17 protein-coding genes and 1 riboswitch are annotated in these 22,909 nt (G+C 35.2%); of the genes, 14 read left to right on the top strand and 3 right to left on the bottom strand.

Annotated features, from left to right (window positions below):
• The first annotated feature begins 54 nt into the window (after positions 1–54).
• The 11 genes from OZP10_RS11425 to OZP10_RS11475 all read left to right on the top strand — a co-directional run bounded on the left by OZP10_RS11425 (position 55) and on the right by OZP10_RS11475 (position 14,756).
• Positions 55–2,145, top strand: a complete 2,091-nt coding sequence (locus OZP10_RS11425; RefSeq protein WP_281634729.1) for a HEPN domain-containing protein — start codon at positions 55–57, stop codon at positions 2,143–2,145.
• Entirely contained in the window at positions 2,138–2,911 is a 774-nt protein-coding gene (gene cobA / locus OZP10_RS11430) for a uroporphyrinogen-III C-methyltransferase (protein ID WP_281634730.1), read from the top strand. The genes OZP10_RS11425 and cobA overlap by 8 nt, the downstream gene beginning before the upstream one ends.
• Positions 2,912–2,981: 70 nt before the next feature.
• On the top strand, positions 2,982–3,563 hold the full coding sequence (locus OZP10_RS11435; protein WP_091493804.1) for a precorrin-2 dehydrogenase/sirohydrochlorin ferrochelatase family protein: 582 nt from the start codon (positions 2,982–2,984) through the stop codon (positions 3,561–3,563).
• Positions 3,564–3,660: 97 nt separating this feature from the next.
• Positions 3,661–4,713 carry an NAD(P)/FAD-dependent oxidoreductase gene (locus OZP10_RS11440; protein ID WP_073412897.1) on the top strand — a complete coding sequence of 351 codons (1,053 nt, stop codon included), beginning with the start codon at positions 3,661–3,663 and terminating at the stop codon, positions 4,711–4,713.
• Between the two features lie 359 nt (positions 4,714–5,072).
• Positions 5,073–5,188, top strand: a riboswitch (SAM riboswitch).
• A gap of 319 nt (positions 5,189–5,507) precedes the next feature.
• Positions 5,508–6,512 carry a homocysteine S-methyltransferase family protein gene (locus OZP10_RS11445; protein ID WP_281634731.1) on the top strand — a complete coding sequence of 335 codons (1,005 nt, stop codon included), beginning with the start codon at positions 5,508–5,510 and terminating at the stop codon, positions 6,510–6,512.
• A gap of 21 nt (positions 6,513–6,533) precedes the next feature.
• A complete protein-coding gene (locus tag OZP10_RS11450) occupies positions 6,534–7,061 on the top strand; it encodes a hypothetical protein (RefSeq protein WP_281634732.1) in 528 nt (175 codons plus the stop codon).
• A 260-nt stretch (positions 7,062–7,321) separates the two neighbouring features.
• Positions 7,322–9,997, top strand: coding sequence for a methionine synthase (gene metH / locus OZP10_RS11455; RefSeq protein ID WP_281634733.1), 2,676 nt, complete (start codon positions 7,322–7,324; stop codon positions 9,995–9,997).
• 90 nt (positions 9,998–10,087) lie between these two features.
• Positions 10,088–11,044 (top strand): methylenetetrahydrofolate reductase [NAD(P)H], encoded by a 957-nt coding sequence (gene metF / locus OZP10_RS11460; RefSeq protein WP_281634734.1) that lies wholly within the window; start codon positions 10,088–10,090, stop codon positions 11,042–11,044.
• Between the two features lie 166 nt (positions 11,045–11,210).
• Positions 11,211–11,864, top strand: coding sequence for a class I SAM-dependent methyltransferase (locus OZP10_RS11465; protein ID WP_281634735.1), 654 nt, complete (start codon positions 11,211–11,213; stop codon positions 11,862–11,864).
• A 187-nt stretch (positions 11,865–12,051) separates the two neighbouring features.
• The gene (locus OZP10_RS11470; protein ID WP_281634736.1) at positions 12,052–13,275 is read left to right on the top strand and encodes a dicarboxylate/amino acid:cation symporter; all 1,224 of its coding nucleotides are present in this window, start codon (positions 12,052–12,054) and stop codon (positions 13,273–13,275) included.
• A gap of 80 nt (positions 13,276–13,355) precedes the next feature.
• Positions 13,356–14,756 (top strand): pyridoxal phosphate-dependent decarboxylase family protein, encoded by a 1,401-nt coding sequence (locus tag OZP10_RS11475; RefSeq protein WP_281634737.1) that lies wholly within the window; start codon positions 13,356–13,358, stop codon positions 14,754–14,756.
• A gap of 91 nt (positions 14,757–14,847) precedes the next feature.
• On the opposite strand, the gene OZP10_RS11480 is transcribed toward OZP10_RS11475, so the two are convergent.
• Complete coding sequence (locus OZP10_RS11480; protein WP_281634738.1) at positions 14,848–16,968, bottom strand: outer membrane beta-barrel family protein; 2,121 nt, start codon at positions 16,966–16,968, stop codon at positions 14,848–14,850.
• Between the two features lie 345 nt (positions 16,969–17,313).
• Entirely contained in the window at positions 17,314–18,210 is an 897-nt protein-coding gene (gene gldA, locus OZP10_RS11485) for a gliding motility-associated ABC transporter ATP-binding subunit GldA (protein WP_281634739.1), read from the bottom strand.
• 148 nt (positions 18,211–18,358) lie between these two features.
• Between gldA and OZP10_RS11490 the strand changes: the two genes are divergently transcribed.
• Together OZP10_RS11490 and OZP10_RS11495 are read left to right on the top strand one after the other, a co-directional pair.
• The gene (locus OZP10_RS11490; RefSeq protein WP_281634740.1) at positions 18,359–18,937 is read left to right on the top strand and encodes an outer membrane beta-barrel protein; all 579 of its coding nucleotides are present in this window, start codon (positions 18,359–18,361) and stop codon (positions 18,935–18,937) included.
• A gap of 192 nt (positions 18,938–19,129) precedes the next feature.
• A complete protein-coding gene (locus OZP10_RS11495; RefSeq protein ID WP_281634741.1) occupies positions 19,130–19,711 on the top strand; it encodes an outer membrane beta-barrel protein in 582 nt (193 codons plus the stop codon).
• 229 nt (positions 19,712–19,940) lie between these two features.
• Here OZP10_RS11495 and metE read toward each other — a convergent pair whose 3' ends face one another.
• Positions 19,941–22,262, bottom strand: coding sequence for a 5-methyltetrahydropteroyltriglutamate--homocysteine S-methyltransferase (metE, locus tag OZP10_RS11500; RefSeq protein WP_281634742.1), 2,322 nt, complete (start codon positions 22,260–22,262; stop codon positions 19,941–19,943).
• Between the two features lie 157 nt (positions 22,263–22,419).
• Here metE and OZP10_RS11505 point away from each other — a divergent pair, with 157 nt between their 5' ends.
• Positions 22,420–22,881: an Lrp/AsnC family transcriptional regulator gene (locus tag OZP10_RS11505; RefSeq protein WP_201998764.1), complete on the top strand. Its 462-nt coding sequence runs from the start codon at positions 22,420–22,422 to the stop codon at positions 22,879–22,881.
• The last annotated feature ends 28 nt before the right edge of the window (positions 22,882–22,909 follow it).

The raw sequence follows: 22,909 nt of genomic DNA on the forward strand, positions 1-22,909 counted from the left end.
GTTATCTGCCAGCAAACCAACAACCAACAACTGACAACCAACAACTAAAGAGAAATGGAAAGTTTTAGAACAGAAATAGAAAATCCGGTAGTTCAGAAGGAGATTATCGAATTAGAAAAAAAGATTCACTTATTCCGTGGAGGAAAAATTGATGATGAGCGTTTTCGTAGTCTTCGTTTAGCGCGTGGAATCTACGGTCAGCGTCAGGAAGGAGTTCAGATGATTCGTATCAAATTGCCTTATGGTAAAGTAACCAGCGAGCAATTAGTGCGTATCACACAAGTTTCTGATGAATATTCTACAGGACGTCTGCATATTACAACGCGTCAGGATATCCAGATTCACTACGTGAGTTTAGACAGAACGCCAGAACTTTGGGCAGATTTGGCTAAAGACGATATCACACTTCGTGAAGCTTGTGGAAACACCGTTAGAAATATTACAGGAAGCGAATTGGCTGGAGTTGATGTAAACGAACCATTTGATGTTTCGCCTTATGCACACGGACTTTTTCAATATTTGTTGAGAAACCCAATCTGTCAGGAAATGGGACGTAAATTCAAAATTTCGTTCTCGTCTTCAGACGAAGATACAGCTTTGAGTTACTTACACGATTTAGGATTTATTCCGAAAATTAAAGACGGACAACGCGGATTCAAAATCATGTTTGGAGGAGGTTTAGGATCTCAGCCAGCACATGCAGAATTGCTTTCAGAGTTTGTTCCAGTAAACGAAATCATTCCAACAGCAGAAGGGATCATCCGTATTTTTGATAGATACGGAGAACGTGCTAAAAGAATGAAAGCTCGTATGAAATTCTTAATCAAAGAAATGGGGAAAGATGTTTTCCTTGATTTGGTTGAAAAAGAGAAAAAAGCGATCGCTTTTGAAACATACGAAATTGATACAACCGCTTTTGATGGTCCAATTCCAGAACCAGTATTAGAAGTTCCGCAAGTTACAATCGAAGATACAGAAGCTTATGAAGCATGGAAAAAATCGAATGTTATCAAACAGAAACAAGACGGTTATTATGCTATTGGAATTAAAGTTCTATTAGGAGATTTTTATACTGATAAAGCAAGATTATTGGCCGCTTTAATTAAAAATTACGGAGCAAATGAATTACGTTTTTCATTGCGTCAAAATATTGTAATACGTCACATAAAAGAAGAGAATCTTCCTTTCTTTTATCAAGAATTAGCCAAACTTGACTTTGTTCAATTAGGATATAATTCAGTTGGAGATATTACGGCATGTCCGGGTACTGATACTTGCAACTTGGGGATTGCAAGTAGTACCGGTATTGCAGAAGAATTAGAAAGAGTTTTAAGTGCTGAATATCCTCAGTATTTAAACAACCGCGAAATCGAAATTAAAATTTCAGGCTGTATGAATGCCTGCGGACAACACAATATGTCTGCAATTGGATTCCAAGGAATGTCTATCAACTCAGGAAAATTGGTTGCTCCGGCTTTACAAGTTTTATTGGGTGGAGGAAGATTAGGTAATGGAGCAGGACGTTTTGCTGATAAAGTAATCAAAGTACCGAGTCGTAGAGGTCCAGATGCGTTGCGTACCATTTTAAATGATTTTGATGCTAACGGAAGCGGACAAAAATTCCTTGATTATTATGATACAAAAGGAGAAAAATATTTCTACGAAATCTTAAAACCTTTCGCAGATGTAACCAATTTAACAGAAGCCGATTTCGTGGATTGGGGTAATGCAGACAATTACGTAAAAGCAGTTGGAGTTGGAGAATGTGCCGGAGTGGTGATCGATTTAGTAGCGACATTATTGTTTGAAGCTAAAGAAAAATTGATTTTGGCTCAGGAGTCTTTCGACGAGAAAAAATGGTCAGATGCAATTTACCATGCATATGCAGGATTTGTAAACGGTGCAAAAGCATTGTTATTGGCAGAAAACCAAAAAACAAACCACCACGCAGGAATTGTAGATTTGTTTGACACTGTTTTTATCGACACTAATAAAATAGAATTAAACTCAACTTTTAAAGATTTGGTTTACCAAATCAATAAAAATGAACCATCTGAAGCTTTTGCTAAAGATTACATTGCACAAGCGACTGTTTTCTTTGATAAAATCGAAACTTTCAGAGCACAGGAATTAGCAAATGCATAATATAAAACCCAAAATAACTTTAGTCGGTGCAGGTCCGGGCGATCCCGATTTACTGACGCTGAAAGCTGTAAAAGCATTGGCTGAAGCTAATGTGGTTTTATACGACGCTTTGGCTAATGAAGAAATTCTGGATTACGCACCAAAAAATGCTATTAGGATTTTTGTTGGAAAAAGAATCGGAAATCATGCTTACACTCAGGATCAAATCAATCAGCTGATTGTAGATAATGCTTTGACTTACGGAAATGTAGTTCGATTAAAAGGAGGAGATCCTTTTATTTTCGGAAGAGGTGGAGAAGAAGTAGAATTCGCAGAGAGTTTCGGAATAGAAACCATCGTAGTTCCCGGAATTTCATCGGTAGTTGCCGTTCCTGCAAGTCAGGGGATTTCAATTACTAAAAGAGGCGTTTCGGAAAGCTTTTGGGCGATTACCGGAACAACTTCTGACAGAAAATTATCTTCAGATGTAGCTTTGGCAGCACAATCTTCTGCAACTGTTGTGATTTTGATGGGAATGCACAAATTGCCTCAAATCATCGATTTGTTTCAAAAAGAAGACAAAGGAAATTTACCCGTTGCAATCATCCAAAACGGAACAACAGCAGAAGAAAAAGTAGGCGTAGGAACTGTTGATTCGATTTTAGAAGTTGTAAAAGAAAAGAAATTAGGTTCACCAGCAATTATCGTTTTAGGCGAAGTTGTCCGAGAAAGCAACAAATTAAAAGGTTTTTACGAAGAATTTCTATCAAAAGAAACCATTCATTAGAATTATATGTTCCGTTTGGAACAATTCGTTGGTAAATCATCTAATTTTGTTTAGATGAAATTAAATTAAAATGGAACAAAACGAATTATATCCAATATTTCTAAAGCTTCACAATTTAAATGTCTTGATTGTAGGTGGAGGAAATGTAGGTCTGGAAAAGCTTTCTTTCTTGCTAAAATCAAGTCCGAATGCTAATGTTGAGGTAGTTGCACCTGATTTTCATTTAGAAATTAAGGTTTTAGCAGAAAAACATCCTTCAATTAAATTGACGGAAAAAAAGTTCAAAAAGAAAATGCTCAAAAAACGTCACATGGTAATTGCCTGTACAGACGATTTGAAAGTAAATAAAAAGGTTTACGATTTAGCAAGAAAACGTTATCTGATTTGCAATATTGCTGATACGCCAGATTTATGTGATTATTATTTAGGTGGAATCGTAACAAAAGGAAATGTAAAAATTGCCATTTCAACAAACGGAAAATCACCAACAACGGCTAAAAGGTTAAGGGAGTTTTTTGAAGAAGTAATTCCGGAAGATATTAACCAAATGGTTGAAAATCTGAATGAATATCGAAAAACGCTAAAAGGCAATTTTGAAGAAAAGGTTAAAAGAATGAATGAGATTACCTCTTCATTAAAAAATAAAGAGTAAAAAGGTTTCGGAAAGAAATTAATGATAAAAATCATTGAAAGTACAAGGATTTATTCGTTTCTTTGCGTTATTAAGAATGATTATAAACAACAACATAATGATTAAAACAGATATACTTATAATTGGAGCAGGCCCAACAGGTTTATTTGCCGTATTTGAGGCAGGATTGTTAAAATTAAAATGCCACATTTTAGATGCTCTTCCACAACCAGGAGGACAGCTATCAGAGTTATATCCAAAAAAACCAATTTATGATATTCCTGGATTCCCAGAAGTATTAGCTGGAGATTTAGTTGACGGACTAATGGAGCAAATCAAACAATTTGAGCCAGGATTTACTTTAGGAGAACGTGCTGAAACAGTTGAAAAGCAAGAAGACGGAACTTTCATTGTAACATCAAACAAAGGAACTAAATTTCATGCACCAGTTATTGCAATCGCAGGAGGTTTAGGAAGTTTTGAGCCTCGTAAACCACTTATCGAAGATATCGAGTTTTATGAAGATAAAGGAGTAAAATACTTCATTAAAAATCCTGAGAAATTCAGAGATAAAAGAGTTGTTATTGCAGGAGGAGGAGATTCAGCTTTGGACTGGAGCATCTTCTTAGCAAATGTAGCTTCAGAAGTAACTTTAATCCACAGAAGAAACGAATTCAGAGGAGCTTTAGATTCTGTAGAAAAAGTACAGGAATTAAAATCAGCTGGAAAAATCAAATTAATCACTCCGGCAGAAGTTATCGGAATCAATGGTGCTGAACACGTAGAATCTTTGGATATTGAAGAAAACGGAGCACACCGTAAAATCGAATGTGACTATTTCATCCCACTTTTCGGATTAACACCAAAATTAGGTCCAATTGGAGACTGGGGATTAGAAATCGAGAAAAATGCAATTAAAGTAAACAACGCATTAGATTACCAAACTAACATTCCGGGAATCTTCGCAATTGGAGACGTAAATACATACCCAGGAAAATTAAAGTTGATCCTTTGCGGTTTCCACGAAGCAACTTTAATGTGCCAAGCTGCGTATTCAATCATCAACCCAGGTAAAAAATATGTATTAAAATATACAACAGTTTCAGGTGTAGATGGTTTTGATGGAACTCGTAAAGAAGCACCAAAAGCAGTTGTAAAAGCGATTGTTTAATCTGAGGTGCCGAGGTTCTAAGGGACTAAGGCGTTAAGGTTTTTAAATATTGTAAAGCCCAAACTTTTTAAAGTTTGGGCTTTTTTAATTACTATGAATAATTCCAGAGGGATGACATATTTATAGAAAATAAATTATTCGTTTGCAAAAGCTCCAGCGGAGCGAAATATATGTCGCTCCGCTGGAGCTGTTGCGTTGTGTAAATTGTTTTCTATAAATATTATGCTCCTCCGGAGCTAAATCAAGCAAAAGATAAAACCTAAGAACCTTAGCACCTAAGTACCTCAGAACCTTAGAAAAAAAACATTTGCAAATCGAAACCCTATTTCATACCTTTGCACTGTTCTTAAAATTATTGTCAGTTATCACGAAAGGCGGAGGGATAGACCCGATGAAACCTTAGCAACCCTTTATCATAAAGAAGGTGCTAAATTCTACTTTTTACTAATTTTCCAGTATTAAAGATAGATAACACAAATACATACTCGTATTTCTCAAAACTTTTCCAGACAACATACAATATTTACTGAAACAGATTCTGTATCAGGAGCGAATCATTGGGGCATTTTTGCAGTCAATAGTTCCCGCTTTTCGTTGCAATCATTTTGTTTTTTAAAGAAAAAAGCAAAATGATTTCCACTTCAATCGGGGCTAATGAGCCAGCAATAGTGCACTTTTGGAATTAATGTGAAAAAATATCCGAAGTAAAAACCGATAGGTTTAAACTTCACAATCATAATAAAAAAACTTAGCATCTTAGAACCTTAGCGTCTTAGCAGCTAAAACAAAAAAACATGGCAATAACAATTCAAGAAGCAATAAAAAAAAATATCCTAATCCTTGATGGAGCAATGGGAACGATGTTGCAACGCTATAATTTCTCGGAAGAAGATTTTAGAGGAGAGCGTTTCAAAGATTTTCCGCATCCGTTAAAAGGAAACAACGATTTACTATCCCTAACACAACCACAAGCGATTCGCGATGTACACGCCGCGTATTATGAAGCTGGTGCTGACATCGTAGAAACCAACACTTTTTCAGGAACGACAATCGGTATGGCTGATTATCACATGGAAGATTTGGTTTATGAATTAAACTACGAATCGGCAAAACTCGCACGCGAGGTTGCCGATGAGTTTACCGCAAAAAATCCGGAAAAACCACGTTTCGTAGCGGGGTCAATTGGACCGACAAACCGTACAGCAAGTATGTCGCCAGACGTAAACGATCCAGGTTACAGAGCCGTAACGTTTGACGATTTACGAATTGCATACAAACAGCAAGCTGAGGCGTTAATAGATGGTGGATGTGATTTGCTTTTAGTAGAAACAATTTTCGATACATTAAATGCAAAAGCAGCACTTTTTGCAATCGAAGAAGTAAAAGAAGAACGCAATCTTGATATTCCAATCATGGTTTCAGGAACAATTACCGATGCTTCAGGAAGAACACTTTCTGGACAAACTGTAGAGGCATTTTTGATTTCAGTTTCGCATATTCCGTTATTGAGTGTAGGTTTCAATTGCGCCCTTGGAGCCGATTTGCTGAAACCGTATTTAAAGACATTAGCGCACAACACAAGTTTTAATGTTTCTGCACATCCAAATGCAGGACTGCCAAATGCTTTCGGACAATATGATGAAACGCCAGAACAGACACAGGCCTTCATCAAAGAATATTTAGAGGATAATTTAATTAATATCATCGGAGGTTGTTGCGGAACAACTCCAGATCATATTCGATTAATGGCTGAGGTTGCAAAGGATTATAAACCGAGAGTTGCACCGGTAACAGTATAGTTTAATTTTTTGAAATATTATATGAAATTTAAATATCTGGTTTTATTAGTTCTTCTTTCAACTTTACTTGCACAATGCGCTTCGTCAGCGACCATTGAAGGAATGACAGTTAAAGATTATAAAGCGGAAAAGAAAATTGGAGATAAGATTTTCATTAGATCTGTTACAGGTGGAAAAAAAACAAATCCATTATGGACGTCTAAGATTTCTAATGAAAATTTTGGAGAGGCATTTAAAAAATCTGTTATTGAGTCGGAAGTGTTTTCTAAAATAGATTCTATTACAAATAATGAGGATTGGGTTCTTGAAATTAATTTAATTTCTGTTGATCAGCCTTTTTTTGGTGCGACTTTTACAGTCAAAACTGCAATAGAATATAAGTTGTATAACAAAAATGAATTAAAATTTAGTAAGAACATTAAACAATCGGGTAGCGCTAAAATATCAGATGCTCTTATTGGGACAAAGAGACTCCGATTAGCTAATGAAGTTTCAGCAAAAAATAATATAAAAGAGTTACTTCGATCATTAAACGAAATTTCTCTATAGTAAGTAATTGAGATAAAAATATTACTGTTTAACATTATAAAAATGCAACCTTACTCGCGTGAGGGATAGAAGTGAAAAGCCCGCAGAACAATGCAGTGAAACGGAATTGGTCGAGGACTTGTAACGGATAGCCCGGCCGAAGGACACGCCCAAAATAATAAACATAAATGCCTACAAGGTTTTAAAAACCTCGCAGGAAAGAAAATAGAATAAAAAACTTAGAACCTTAGAATCTCAGGATCTTAGTAACTTAAAAAGAAATGACAGAAAAAAGAAGAGACCTTGTATTATCAGGATTAGAACCGTTGATTATTACGCCCGAAAGTGTTTTCGTGAATGTTGGTGAGCGTACAAACGTAACAGGTTCAAGAAAATTCTTGAGATTAATCAAGGAAGAGAAATATGACGAGGCGCTTGATATTGCAAGACAGCAGGTAGAAGGTGGAGCACAAATCATCGATATTAATATGGATGAAGGAATGCTTGACGGTGTTACTGCGATGACTAAATTTTTGAATTTAATTGCGGCAGAACCAGATATTTCGAGAGTGCCAATTATGATCGACAGTTCGAAATGGGAAATCATCGAAGCCGGTCTGAAAGTAGTACAAGGAAAAAGCGTTGTTAACTCGATTTCGTTAAAAGAAGGCGAAGAAGCTTTTATTCACCATGCTAAATTAATTAAACGTTACGGAGCAGCGGCAATTATTATGGCTTTTGACGAAGTTGGTCAAGCTGATAATTACGATCGTCGTGTGGAGATTTGTCAGCGTTCGTATGATATTTTGGTGAACAAAGTAGGATTTCCTCCGCAGGATATTATTTTCGATTTGAATATTTTCCCGGTTGCAACGGGAATGGAAGAGCATAGATTAAACGCTTTGGACTTCTTTAGAGGAACAAAATGGGTTCGCGAGAATCTTCCTCATGCACATATAAGCGGTGGTGTGAGCAACGTTTCGTTTTCTTTTAGAGGAAACGATACGGTTCGTGAAGCGATGCACTCGGTATTTTTATACCACGCAATTAAAAACGGAATGACGATGGGAATCGTAAATCCGGAAATGTTGACGATTTACGATGATATTCCGAAAGATTTATTAGAACACGTTGAAGACGTAATTTTAGATAGACGCGACGATGCGACAGAACGACTTTTGGATTTTGCAGAAAATGTAAAGGGCGAAGCAAAGAGCGATGAAAAAGTGGTTCAGGAATGGCGTTTTGGAACGGTTCAGGAGCGTATTACACATTCATTGGTAAAAGGAATTGACGCTTTTATTGAAGAAGATGTTGAAGAAGCACGTTTGGCAGCAACAAAACCAATTGAGGTTATCGAAATTAATTTGATGACGGGAATGAATGTGGTTGGAGATTTATTCGGAAGCGGAAAAATGTTCTTGCCTCAGGTTGTAAAATCGGCTCGTGTAATGAAAAAAGCCGTTGCTTATTTATTGCCTTTTATTGAAGCGAGCAAACAAGCGGGAGACAAACAAGGAAACGGAAAAATCCTAATGGCAACTGTAAAAGGTGATGTTCACGACATTGGTAAAAATATCGTTTCAGTGGTTTTGGCTTGTAACAATTACGAGATTGTCGATCTTGGTGTTATGGTGCCTCCGGAAAAAATCATTGCAGCGGCGATTGAACATGAAGTTGATATTATTGGATTAAGCGGATTGATCACGCCTTCGCTTGATGAAATGGTTTATTTAGCCAAAGAATTAGACAAACAAGATATTAAAATCCCGATTATGATTGGTGGGGCAACGACTTCGCGTGCGCATACAGCCGTGAAAATTGCGCCTCAATACAGAGAAACTGTAATTCACGTTAACGATGCTTCAAGAGCTGTTACCGTTGCAGGAAATCTGTTAGATCATAACCGAAAAATATATGCGGCAGATATTCGTGCAGAATATGATTCGTTTAGAGAAACGTTTTTAAATCGTTCGAGAGACAAGAATTTCTTAACGATTGAAGATGCTCGCAAAAATAAATTACCATTGGATTGGTCGGAATATACTCCGACGAAACCAAAAGTAATTGGTGCACAAACCATTGAAATAGAATTAGATGTTTTGGTTCCGTATATCGACTGGACGCCGTTTTTCCAGACTTGGGAATTGTACGGGAAATATCCTGCAATTTTAACGGATGAGGTTGTGGGTGAACAAGCGACATCTGTTTTTAACGATGCTCAGGCAATGCTGAAAGTGATTTTGGAAGAGAAAAAACTAAAAGCAAAAGGTATTTACGGAATTTTTCCTGCGAATCAGGTTAATGACGATGATATTGAATTGCGTGATGAAAACGGAAAAGTTTTGGAGAAATTCTTAACGCTTCGTCAGCAGTCGCAAAAAACAAAAGGTGCTCCAAATATCGCTTTAGCCGATTTTATTCTGCCAAAAGAAAGCGGAATAGAAGATTACATTGGAGCTTTTTGCGTAACAACAGGTTTTGGTGTAGACGAATGGGCTGCGGAATATGAAAAGAATTTAGACGATTACAATTCGATTATGGTGAAAGCACTTGCCGATCGTTTTGCTGAGGCTTTTGCCGAATATCTTCACGAGAGAGTGCGTAAAGATTTCTGGGGTTATGATAGCGAAGAATCTTTAACCAACGAAGAATTGATTAAAGAAAATTATAAAGGAATTCGTCCAGCTCCTGGTTATCCGGCTTGTCCAGATCACTTAGAAAAACCAACAATCTGGAAGCTTTTAGATGTTGAAAAACAAATTGGAGTGAAGCTAACAGAAAGTATGGCAATGTGGCCAGCTTCATCGGTTTCAGGATATTATTTCGGAAATCCAAAAAGCCGTTATTTCGGCCTCGGAAAAATAAAAGAAGATCAGGTCACAGATTACGCCAAACGCCGAAATGTACCGCTTGATTACGCAATGAAATGGTTAAACCCTAATATAGCAGATTAACGAAAAGTTATTTTTGTTTCAGGTTTCAAGTTTCAAGTTCTTACAGCAACTTGAAACTTGAAACCTGAAACTTGAAACAAAAAATAAAAAATGAAAGTAACAGAACATATAGAAAACGCCAAAGGAAAAACATTATTCTCATTTGAAATTATTCCGCCTCAAAAGGGTAAAAGCATTCAGGAATTATACGATAATATTGATCCGTTGATGGAGTTTAATCCGCCGTTTATTGATGTAACGACTTCACGTGAGGAGTATATTTACATTGATAAAGGTAACGGACTTTTGGATAAAAAATTGACTCGTATGCGTCCGGGAACGCTTGGAATTTGCGCTTCTATAAAACATAAATACAATGTTGACACTGTTCCGCATTTGCTTTGTGGTGGTTTCACTAAAGAAGAAACTGAGTATATGCTGGTTGACTGTCATTATTTGGGAATCAATAATGTAATGGCGCTTCGAGGTGACGCAATGAAAGACGAACAATCTTTTGTGCCTAAAGCAGGTGGTAATCATTATGCAATTGATTTGGTAAAACAAATCAACGATTTGAACTGCGGAAAATATCTTCACGAAGTTATGGATGCTGATAATAAAGCCGATTTCTGCATTGGAGTTGCGGGTTATCCAGAAAAACATTTAGAATCACCATCTTTACAATCAGATTTAAAAAGATTAAAAGAAAAAGTTGATGCAGGAGCAGATTATGTGGTAACACAAATGTTTTTTGACAACTCAAAATATTTTGCCTTTGTAGAAAAAGCAAGAGAAATGGGAATCACAATTCCGATTATTCCTGGAATTAAACCAATCGCTGTTCAAAGACATTTACAAGTTTTACCACAGATTTTCAGAATCGATTTGCCAGAAGATTTAATTGATGCTGTGGACAAATGCAAAAATAACGCTGAAATCAAACAAGTCGGAATCGAATGGGCGATTCAGCAATCATTAGAATTAAAAGCCGCTGGAGTTCCGTTTTTACACTATTATTCAATGGGTAAATCTGAGAATATCCGCCAGATTGCAAGTCAGGTTTTTTAAGATCTTTGCGAGGAACTTTGTCAAAGTTTTAAACTTTGACAAAGTTTTTTCGAGTCATGTTTGTCATTCCGAGGAGCGAGGACACGAGCGATAGTTGGGATGCGAGCCTAGTAATAACAAATTGCTGAAGGATTTTGTTTAATTTAGAAGTTTAAATTTTCGAGTCATGAAACAAGAAGAACTACAAGCCATAGCATCTCAATTAAAACATCCAACAGGAGAAAAAGGAATCGAAATGGCCAATATGATGAACGAAACGAACATCAATATGACCAAACATTCGATTCAAAATCTGAATATTTCCAAAGAAAATAGAATTCTAGAATTAGGTCACGGAAACGCTGGGCACGTAGAATTTCTATTCGAACAAGCAGAAAAAATTAAATACTACGGACTGGAAATGTCGGAACTGATGTTTCAGGAAGCGCGCCAGATCAACCGAAATTTTGTTTCTCAAAAACAAGCTTTCTTTTCTCTTTATGATGGGAATACAATTCCGTTTGAGGATGGATTATTCGATAAAATATTTACTGTAAATACAATCTATTTTTGGCAGAAACCCGAAGAATTGCTTTCAGAGATTTACAGAGTTTTAAAACCAAATGGAAATTTCTGTTTGACATTTGCAGAAGAAGATTTTATGAAAAAACTGCCATTTACGCAATTCGATTTTGAATTGTATAGTACGGAAAAAGCGCAGGAGTTGATCAAAAAATCAGATTTTAAGATTGTCTATACAGAAACACAAACTGAAAAAGTAAAAAGCAAAACCGGCGAGTTGGTTGATAGAGCTTTTACAACTATTGTTCTGGAGAAGTAGTTGAAATTTTAAACACATAGAAACATAGATTTTTCTTAATTTTAGTTGAGAAGAATTAAAAGAAAAATACATTTTTCACACATAGCTATGTTTGTTTAAATAATTGAAACGCCTTTATAGACAAAGAGAACTATGTTTCTATGTGTTAAAAAATAAAGGTTGCTGAATTCTAAACCCTAGTATCATTATGGAAGTTAAGAAAATCAATTTTTTACAGAGTTACAGCAGCATTTTATGGCTTCTTGGCGGAATTATAATTGGAAGTATTTTTGGATTGGTTTTCGGAGAGAAAGTTTTGATCATAAAGCCTCTTGGTGATATATTCCTGAATTTACTTTTTACAGCCATTATTCCGCTTATCTTTTTTACGATCGGTTCTTCGGTAGCCAATCTGGAAAGAACAGAAAAATTGGGAAAACTTTTTGTCATAATGTTATTGGTTTTTCTGGCTACAATTTTGATTTCGGCAATTGTAATGATTTGCGCCGTTTATCTTTTTCCAATTCATGAAGATATCGCTATTGCTAAAGTTCCGTTTGAAGAAGTAGCATCAGGATCAGCAGGAGATCAGATTGCAAAACTGCTTACAGCAAATGATTTCTTTGAATTATTATCTCGAAAAAGCATGCTGGCCTTGATTATTTTCTCCTTTTTAGTCGGTTTTGCCACTTTACAGTCAGGAGAAAAAGGAAATGCTTTCAAAAGTTTTCTAGATTCAGGAAACGAGGTAATGAAACAGCTTTTGAACATTATAATGAAATTTGCACCAATTGGTTTAGGAGCTTATTTTGCTTACCAAGTTGGAGTTTTTGGACCGCAATTGTTGGGAGTTTATGCAAAACCGATGGCAGTTTATTATGCAGCTTGTGTTTTCTATTTCTTTGTGTTCTTTAGCTTATATGCTTTTGTCTCTGGTGAGAAAAGAGCTTTTAAAGTTTTCTGGAGTAATAATATAGCACCGTCATTAACAGCAGTAGGAACTTGCAGCAGTATTGCGACTATTCCAGCCAATTTAGCAGCAGCAGAAAAAATGGGAATTCCGGCTCACGTCCGGAATTTGGTAATTCCGCTTGGAGCACCTTTGCATAAAGATGGATCGAGTATGTCATCGATTTTAAAAATAACTTTTTTGTTTGCCATGTTTGGTAAAGATTTTTCAGATCCGATGACGATTCTTTTAGCACTCGGGATTACAGTGGTAGTTTCAATTGTCGAAGGAGGAATTCCAAACGGAGGTTATATTGGAGAAATCTTAGCCATTACCGTTTATGGTTTTCCAATGGAACAAGCTTTGCCAGTCGCCATGATCTTAGGGACATTGGTTGACCCAATTGCTACTTTATTAAATGCAAACGGAGATGTAATCTGTTCGATGATGGTTTCGAGATTCTCTGAAAAGACGAAGTGGTAGCTATTCTTTAAAACAATCAAAATTTTTATTAATCTTCCTTATCCGCGCAATCTGCGCGACATAACTAATACAACAAACTTATGAATTCAAAATTACAGCATGATCTCAATAATTTTGAGAATATCTTAGAAAAAACAAAACAGCACGGAATTGATTTTCTGAATAATATCGAAAATATTCCAACGTCTAATACCTACTCAATAGATCCTAAAACGGAGCTAAACGAATTAGGTTTAGGATCTATCGAAGCTTTAAAGGAATTTAATGAAAGATTGGCTCCATTGATGGTTTCTTCGCCAGGGCCGAGATATTGGGGATTTGTTACTGGCGGCTCAACACCTGCGTCTATTGTAGGCGATTGGCTAGCGACTGTGTATGATCAGAATACTCAAGCTGTAAAGGCACAAGGAGGAGCATCGGCATTAATAGAGTTTGAAACCATCAATTTATTATTGCAATTATTAGAACTCCCTGATTCGTTTTTAGGCGGATTCGTTACTGGTGCTACAATGTCAAATTTTACTTCTCTTGGCGTTGCTAGACAATGGTTTGGGAAGCAGTTTGGAAAAGATTTTGCTAAAAACGGAATTTCAGAACCAATTAATATTCTAACAGCAACACCACATTCTTCTACTATAAAATGTCTATCGCTTTTAGGAATTGGAAGTCAAAATTATACAGCAATAAAAGCTGTCGAGGGAAATCGCGAAGCTCTTGATATTGTTGATTTGGAAGAAAATATAAAGAAATTAGATGGAAAACCATTTATCTTGATTTCTAGTGCAGGAACAGTAAATACAGCCGATTTTGATGATTTTGAAGTAATTTCAAAACTAAAAGAAAAATACAATTTCTGGTGGCACATTGATGCCGCTTTTGGTGGTTTTGCTGCAGTTTCTGAGAAATACAACCATCTTGTAAAAGGTTGGGAAGGAGCAGACAGTATTACTATCGATTGTCATAAATGGCTGAACGTACCTTATGAAAGTGCTTTTTATTTAGTTAAAAAAGACCATATAAATCTGCAGATTGAAACATTCCAAAATTCTAATGCACCATATTTAGCTAATCCGCTGGAGAATTTTAATTATTTGAATGTTCTTCCTGAAAATTCACGTCGTTTGCGTGCGTTGCCTGTATGGTTTTCGCTTAAAGCTTATGGGAAAGAAGGCTTTAGAGATATTATCGAAAATAGTACAGCATTGGCTTTGCATTTTGGAAATGCTCTAATAGAAAATGATTTTGAGCTGTTGGCACCAATTCGTTTAAATAATGTCTGCTTTACGCTGAAAGGAGAACACAATCAAGAAAAAGTAAGTCAGTTTTTATCTGCTTTAAATGATACAGGAAAAGTCTTTATGACACCAACGATTTATCAAGGTAAAAAAGGAATTAGGGCTTCTTTTGTGAATTGGAGAACTACAGAAGATGATGTTAAACTTGTAATTGAGGAAATGCGAGAAGTCCTTTCAGAATTATAAACTTTATAAAAGTAGAAGAGCCTGTTTGAAGGAACAGGCTCTTGACTAACACAAAAAAAAACAAAAAACAAGGTATTTAAAGAACGAAATTTTAAATTCGGTATGTAAATGCAATTGTCGCAATACGATTATCTAACTCATATCTTTTATCAATAGTAGTTTGAGCAACTGGAGATTTAATAGTAAAATTGTTGGTATTGAAAACATCGGTAAAATTGAGTTTGATGTTTCCTTTTTTGGCTAATATTTGTTTTGAAATCCCAATGCTGAAATCAAAGAAGCCATCTCTCTGATAAATTCCAAGATTTGATTTGGACTGATATTGTGCATTTCCTTCCGCTTTCAGGGTTTCAGTTATAGCAAAAGAATTTTGCACGCTTACATTCAAAGTCGTAATAGGATCGATTGTATTGCTGTTTAAAATGTCTCCCATAAATTTATTTTCAAAAACATTGAATAAAGTGTTTACAGACCACCATTTGTTTAGCTCAGAGGTATTGGTAATATTGATTCCATAATTGTATGATTTATCAACATTTATTTGCGTTGTAACGGTGGTGTTAGTGTCAGGATTGTAATTGTACACTTCCGTGAAAACGTCTTTGGTGCTATTAAAATAAAGAGAAGCCATAAAATTGCTTTTCCAGGCATAACCAATTTCCATGGCATGAGTAATCTCTGGAATCAAATTCGGATTTCCTTGTGAATAGTTGAACGAGTCATCGTAAAAACGAAATGGATTCAAATCAAATTGGCTTGGTCTATTGATTCTTTTGCTATATGATGCATGTGCAGAATGATTACTCGTGAATTCATACTTCAAGGAAAGACTAGGGAACCATTTCAAATAATCATCTTTGTGTTCTTCATTCAATGTTTTCTGATCAATATTGATTGCGGTGTATTCACTTCTTAAACCCGCTTGAATGTTTAATTTTTCTAACTGATATTTGTAGTTGACGTATGCGGCGTAAATTTGTTCATTATATTCAAAATGATTGGTTGAATTAAAATCGATAAGCCATTCCTTATTTTCATAATATTCGTAAACAGATGGATTATCATTATTTTTAATGCTGGCTTTGAAGCCCCATTCAATAGATTGTTTTTCCTTGAATGGATTTACAAAATCAACTTTTCCAGTAAAAACTTTTAACTGAGAAGGAATGTAACCGCGACGATCATTTACAACAGTCGCATTTGCGGTATTATCTGCGCTTTGAAATTGATTGGATCTAAACTTTGATGTTTCGTATTCAAAGTCAAAAGACATGTTTTTTCCTTCTGTATTAAATTTATGAACTCCAGAAAAAGCATACGTATAATCATTCCATTTTTCTTTGCTGTCGTTATAAGTCAAAGCATCAAAAATGGGCTGGTTTGAAGTATTAAATACCGTATTTGTACCATCAGCCATATTTTCATATCGACCGATTTTGGCATCTACATAAAATTCCAAATTTGTTTTAGGAGAAACCTCATATTGTGTTCCAATCTTGAAATTATTAGAAGTTAAAGGTTCATCTGTAATTGATGTTTGGTGGTTTTTAGATATAATTTCCTGATGCGTAAGATCTGTATATTGAGTCTGATCGAATTTTTTATGTTCTTCTTCGCCTCTAAAAGTATAGCTGTAATTTCCGAAAACGCCCCATTTGTCCTTATTATAATTTAAGTTGAAGCCAGAATTGGTTCTGTTTTTTCGCCCTCTTCCATAACTCGCAAAGGCCGTGCCTTTTAAGCCCGAAGCATTTGGTTTTTTGAGGATAATATTAATGATGCCTGCTTTTCCTGCTGCATCATATTTAGAAGAAGGATTGGTAATTACTTCAATTTGTTTGATGTTGGAAGAGGTTGTAGCCTTTAGATAATTCGCCAATTCTTTTTGAGAAAGCTGTGTCAGTTTACCGTTTATCATTACAGCAACACCTTGCTGTCCGCGAATAGACAAATCGCCATCCTGAGACACGACAACGCCTGGCGCACGAGATAAGACGTCAAGCGCGGTCCCGCCTTCAGAAACGATGCTGTTTTCTACATTGAAAACAAGACGATCAGATTTTTGAGTATAAAGCACCTTCTTTTTAGTAATCACAATTTCATCTAAAGCATTTATAGCTGTTTCAACAATACTATCTGTTTCTTTTTCTTCTGTTTGTGAATATCCATATACCGAAAAAGCAAGCATCATGGAGGTTATAATTTTTTTCATGCTGTTTTAATTTGACCGATTCTAATCTTGTTTTTTTATCAGATTTATTGAAGAACAATTCGTTCCAATTCTTCTGAAAACTTTTTTTGAAGATTTAACGCTTGATTTAAAACAACTGAAATACGTTTTTTAAGGGTATGGAGTATATGTAACATATTGTGGCATTTAAAATTTGATATGCCAAATATATAACTATTTATAATAAGTCTAAATAAAAATACAATTAATTTTTCTAATTTTAACGTAATTTCTTGATTATAAGAAGTGCATAAATAAAAAAAGCGGTTTGTTTTTAAATAAAACAAACCGCTTTTCTAACTGAAAACCGTGACTGCGACTGAAAACTTACTTAGTAATTTCTCTAAAAACAGCTTCTAGATTTTTATTTTTCTGATTCAATTGTAATGTTTTTAATCCATTTTCGTTGGCAAAGTCAAAAATAGCTGGGCGCATATCTTTATCTGTAACAAAAGTCAACTCCCATGTCATGTCATGCGTATTAATGTAAGAAGAGATGTTTTCAAGTCTAGCCAAAAGCTGTTCTTCAACTTTGTAATCAAACTCTACTTCAATAATTTGCTCTTTATCTGCAGTAACTAAATGATCTAATTTATTGTCTGCAACAATTTGTCCTTTATCAATAATTATGACACGATCGCAAATTGCTTCAACTTCCTGCATAATATGTGTAGATAAAAAAACAGTTTTATTTTTCCCCGCATTTTTAATCACGTTACGAATTTCCATTAACTGATTCGGATCCAGTCCGGTAGTTGGTTCATCTAAAATTAACACTTCTGGATCATGAAGTAGAGCGTTTGCCAAACCAACGCGTTGGCGATATCCTTTAGAAAGCTGCCCAATCTTTTTATGGCTTTCTGGTGTCAGTCCTGTCAGTTGAATAACCTCTTCGATTCTTGATTTTGGCACGTTATAAACATCAGCATTAAATGCCAAATATTCACGAACATACAAATCCAAATACAAAGGATTATGCTCTGGCAAGTACCCAATTGAGCGTTGCACCTCTTTTGTGTTTGTCATGACATCGTGACCATTTACAAGGGCTGAGCCACTATCGGCAAGTAAATAAGTGGTCAAAATTTTCATCAAAGTAGATTTTCCAGCTCCGTTAGGACCAAGAAATCCCACGATTTCCCCTTTTTCAATTTTAAAAGAAATTTCATTTAAAGCTTTTTGCTCTCCGTAACTTTTTGATATACTGTTTACTTCTATCGACATGACTTTTTATTTGTTACAAAAGTAAACAGAAATAGTCTCTATTGCTAAAAATTTATCTCCTAAAGTGATTATAAAAAAATCAGCAGCACCAGTATTCACGGCATCGTTATTGTTAAAGGAATGCTAAAATTAAAATAAAACCCAAATCATGAAAAAATTTTTAGTGATGGCTGCTTTAGCTATCTGCAGTTTTGCAAACGCACAAAAAGGAACAGTATTAGTTGGTGGAAACATCTCTTATTCTTCTGAAACAAGAGATTACGGTAATGCTGAAAGAAAATCAAACGAATTTGCTTTTTCTCCAAAAGTAGGTTACCAATTTCACGAAAACTGGACAGTTGGAGGTGAGTTTACAGTTGCATCTTCAAAAGATGATCAAGGTGTAAATGAATACAAAACTAATACATCTAGATTTGGTGCATTTGTTCGTTACACTATGCCATTAAGCCAAACTTTCTCAGTATTCGCAGATTTAGGAGCTGGTTTCCAAAATCAAACTGAAAAAGATTACATTGGATCAAACTACACAAAATATAAAGGAGATGGAATGTATATTGGTGTAGTTCCAGCTCTTTTCATTAACATGAAAAAAGGTTTTGGTCTTAACTTTAGCATTGGAGGTTTAGGATACGAAACATTAAATTATGACAACAACGGTCCAGATGTAAGCAAATTTAATTTCAACTTTGGTAAAACAGCAAGTATTGGAATTTCTAAAAACTTCTAATCTTTAGTTTTATATTCAATTTCAGAGAGCGCTCCAAACGGAGCGCTTTTTTTATAACCATTTCTTGTTGTTATTTTAATTTCTAAGCTATTTAAATTGAGTTGTTTTTAATTAATCGTTAAGAAAATAACTACAGTTATGTATTGGTATTTTAATTGTTTGTTGTATGTGAAATCTTAATAAATATCACAAATGAAAAAAATGCTACTTATTCTTGCATTAGCTATGTTTAGCTTTGCAAATGCCCAAAAGGGAACAATTTTAGTTGGAGGAAATATTGGTTATACTTCTTCAAATAGAGATTTTCTAACATCAAATGAAAAATACCGTGATTTTGGTCTTTCTCCTAAAGTAGGTTATCAGTTTCATGATAATTGGACTGTCGGAGGAGAATTCTCGATTGGTTCTTCGAGAACTGAAATTGAAGGTAAAATGACTGGAAAAGCAAATAATTTTAAAGCGGGTGCTTTTTTACGTTATTCTGTTCCTTTGACTGAAACTTTTTCGGTATTTGCTGATTTAGGTGCTGGTTTTCAAAATCAAAAAAGAACTGTTACTTCAGTAGACGCAGAGAACGAATTCAAAGGAGATGGTTTTTACACAGCTATTACTCCGGCTCTTTTTATTAATATGAAAAAAGGTTTTGGATTAAATTTTAGTATTGGAGGTATTGGTTATCAAACTTGGAGTTTTGATAATGAAGGACAAAAAAATAAGGAGTTTAATTTCAATTTTGGAAAAACAGTAAACATCGGAATTTCTAAAAACTTCTAGGTTTAAGTTTTAGCTAAACATGAAAAAGCGCTCCAATTGGGGCGCTTTTTTTGCTAAAGTTCTTCTGAAAATTAAACTTGAGGTTTAGCCCCGATAGAAGCTGTTTTGAAAACTAAATTTTTCTGCTTCTAAAAAATAATACCAGCAAAATGAAGCCGAACCGAATCATAACTAATATTCGGCCTCATTTGCTGGCATAAAAAACAAAAATATATTCTAGGTAAAACTATTAAGTAACAGGATTTTCTACTGCAGCTCTCATTTCCTGAGCTGCATTTACCATTTCGATTAAAGCTTTTTTAGTTTCATCCCAATGACGGGTTTTTAAACCGCAATCTGGATTTACCCAAAGCTGGTCAACAGGAATTACAGCAGAAGCTTTTTCTAATAAACGAACCATTTCTGCGCTTGATGGAACACGTGGTGAGTGAATGTCATAAACTCCAGGACCAATTTCGTTTGGATATTTAAAGTTTGCAAAAGCGTCTAAAAGTTCCATTTGCGAACGAGAACATTCAATCGTAATAACGTCGGCATCCATATCGGCGATGTTCTGGATAATATCGTTAAATTCGCTATAACACATATGGGTATGAATTTGAGTATCGTCGTTTACGCCACTTGCAGAAATTCGGAATGCTTTTACAGCCCAATCTAAATATTTTGCCCATTCTTCTTTTCTTAACGGAAGACCTTCACGAATGGCTGGTTCATCGATTTGAATGATTTTGATTCCTGCTTTTTCTAAATCGACAACTTCATCGCGAATTGCCAAAGCGATTTGCGTACAAGTTTCAGAACGAGGCTGATCATTTCTCACGAATGACCATTGTAAAATTGTTACAGGACCCGTCAGCATTCCTTTTACCCATTTAGAGGTTAAAGATTGTGCATATTGAGACCATTTTACAGTCATAGGGTTTGGTCTTGAAACATCGCCGTAAATAACAGGAGGTTTCACGCAACGGCTTCCGTAGCTCTGAACCCAACCGTTTTTTGTAAAAGTGAATCCGTCCAATTGCTCACCGAAATACTCAACCATATCGTTACGCTCAAACTCACCATGGACTAAAACGTCGATTCCAGTCTCTTCCTGAAAACGAATAGTTGCTTCGGTTTCCTTTTCGATTAAATCATTGTATTCTTGAGCTGTTAATTCTCCTTTTTTGAATCTCGCTCTCCAGCTTCTTACTTCTGCTGTTTGAGGGAAAGATCCAATTGTTGTAGTTGGAAATAATGGCAGTTTTAAGGCCTCAATCTGACTTTTTCTTCTAATAGCAAACGCGCTATTGCGTTTGTCGTCTGAAGCTGTGATTCCGGCTACTCGAGCTTTAACTTCATTATTATGAATTAATTTTGAAGTTTTACGGTTTTCGTTTGCCTGAACATTTTCTTTATAATCGACTGAGTTTTCTAGGTTCACTTCGTTTGAAGCAAATTGTTTTAAAAGTACAATTTCGTTGATTTTCTGCTTAGCAAAAGCCAGCCATTGTTTGATTTCGGGAGTTAAGGTCTTATCGTTTGTTTCTAAATCTAAATCGCACGGGCTATGAATTAAAGAACAAGATGGCGCAACCAAGATTCGGCTTTCGCCCAAAGCATCAGTTGCTCTTTTGATTAATTCTAAAGATTTTTTAAAATCATTTTTCCAGATGTTTCTTCCGTCAACAACTCCTAAAGAAAGATTTACGTTTGGAGCCAGTTTTCCTGATTCTAAAATATCATCTAACTGAAGCGGACAGCGAACTAAATCTAAATGCAAAGTATCAACTGGCAGAGCCAGAGCTGTTTCTAGATTTTCTCCAAAACAATCAAAATAGTTTGCTAAAATGATTTTAAGTTTTGGGAAACGAGTATTAATTTCGTTATACACTTTCGTGAAAGCACTTCTTTCCTTATCGGTTAAATTTAAAGCTAAGAAAGGTTCGTCAATCTGAACGTATTCTGCCTTTTCTGCTTGTAATTTTTCAAGAATTTCAAAGTATACAGGAAGTAAATTATCAAGAAGATCAATTCGGTTAAAGCCTTCTTCTTTTTCTTTTCCTAACAAAAGATAAGAAACGGGCCCAATTAAAACAGGTTTTGTCTTAATTCCTAGAGCATTTGCTTCTTTAAACTCGTTGATTATCTTTTCTGAAAACAATTCGAACTTTTGGTTTTTTGTGAATTCAGGAACTATATAATGGTAATTGGTATCAAACCATTTTGTCATTTCCATCGCCACAACATCTTGTCCGTTCTTTTGAGATCCTCTTGCCATCGCAAAATACAAATCCAGAGCCGAATTGTTTTTTGCTAATTCGTGATAACGAGCAGGAATTGCTCCAAGAGTCAACGTAAGGTCTAAAACCTGATCATAAAAAGAAAAATCATTAGACGGAATTAAATCTACTCCTGCTTCAGCTTGTAATTTCCAGTTTTTAAGACGGATTTCTTTTCCTGTTTCAATAAGTTCGTCAGCAGAAATTTTTTCCGCCCAATACAATTCAGATGCTTTTTTGAGCTCTCTGTTGCTTCCAATTCGTGGATAACCTAAGTTGTTTGTTTTCATTTTTGATTCAGTATTTTTTACTGAACAAATTTACGTTCTTGGTTTTTATAACTTATATTTGGCTTTTATTTTAGTAAAATGCGTTTTTAAAATACCATTTTAAAGATTATTTTTCTGTATAGATGTCTGAAATTAACTTTTGGCAGTAAAAAAAACTATGGAAAATCTAGACAAAACCGATTTGCTGATCTTGAAATACCTTCAAGAAGACTGCAATATCAATACAAAAGACCTTGCGAGTAAATTATTTCTAACCGTTACGCCCGTTTATGAGAGAATTAAAAGATTAGAAAGAGACGGTTATATTACTAAATATGTTGCTCTTTTGGACAAGCAGAAAATGAACCGAGGTATGACGGTTTTCTGTAATGTGAGATTAAAAGAACACGCCAAAAATGTTGGAAGCAATTTTGTGAAAGATATTGTGGCACTTCCAGAAATTATAGAATGTTATAACATAGCTGGAGATTACGATTTTATGCTCAAGATTTTGGTGCAAGATATGGCTAGTTATCAGGATTTTGTAATGAATAAATTGTCAACGATTGAGAATATCGGGAATACAAACAGTATTTTTGTGATGGGAGAAATCAAGCACAGTACTGCTTTAGAATTTTAAAGGAGAAGAAAATCCTAAAATAAAATGT

It is taken from the genome of Flavobacterium luteolum (assembly GCF_027111275.1).
GTDB lineage: Bacteria > Bacteroidota > Bacteroidia > Flavobacteriales > Flavobacteriaceae > Flavobacterium > Flavobacterium luteolum.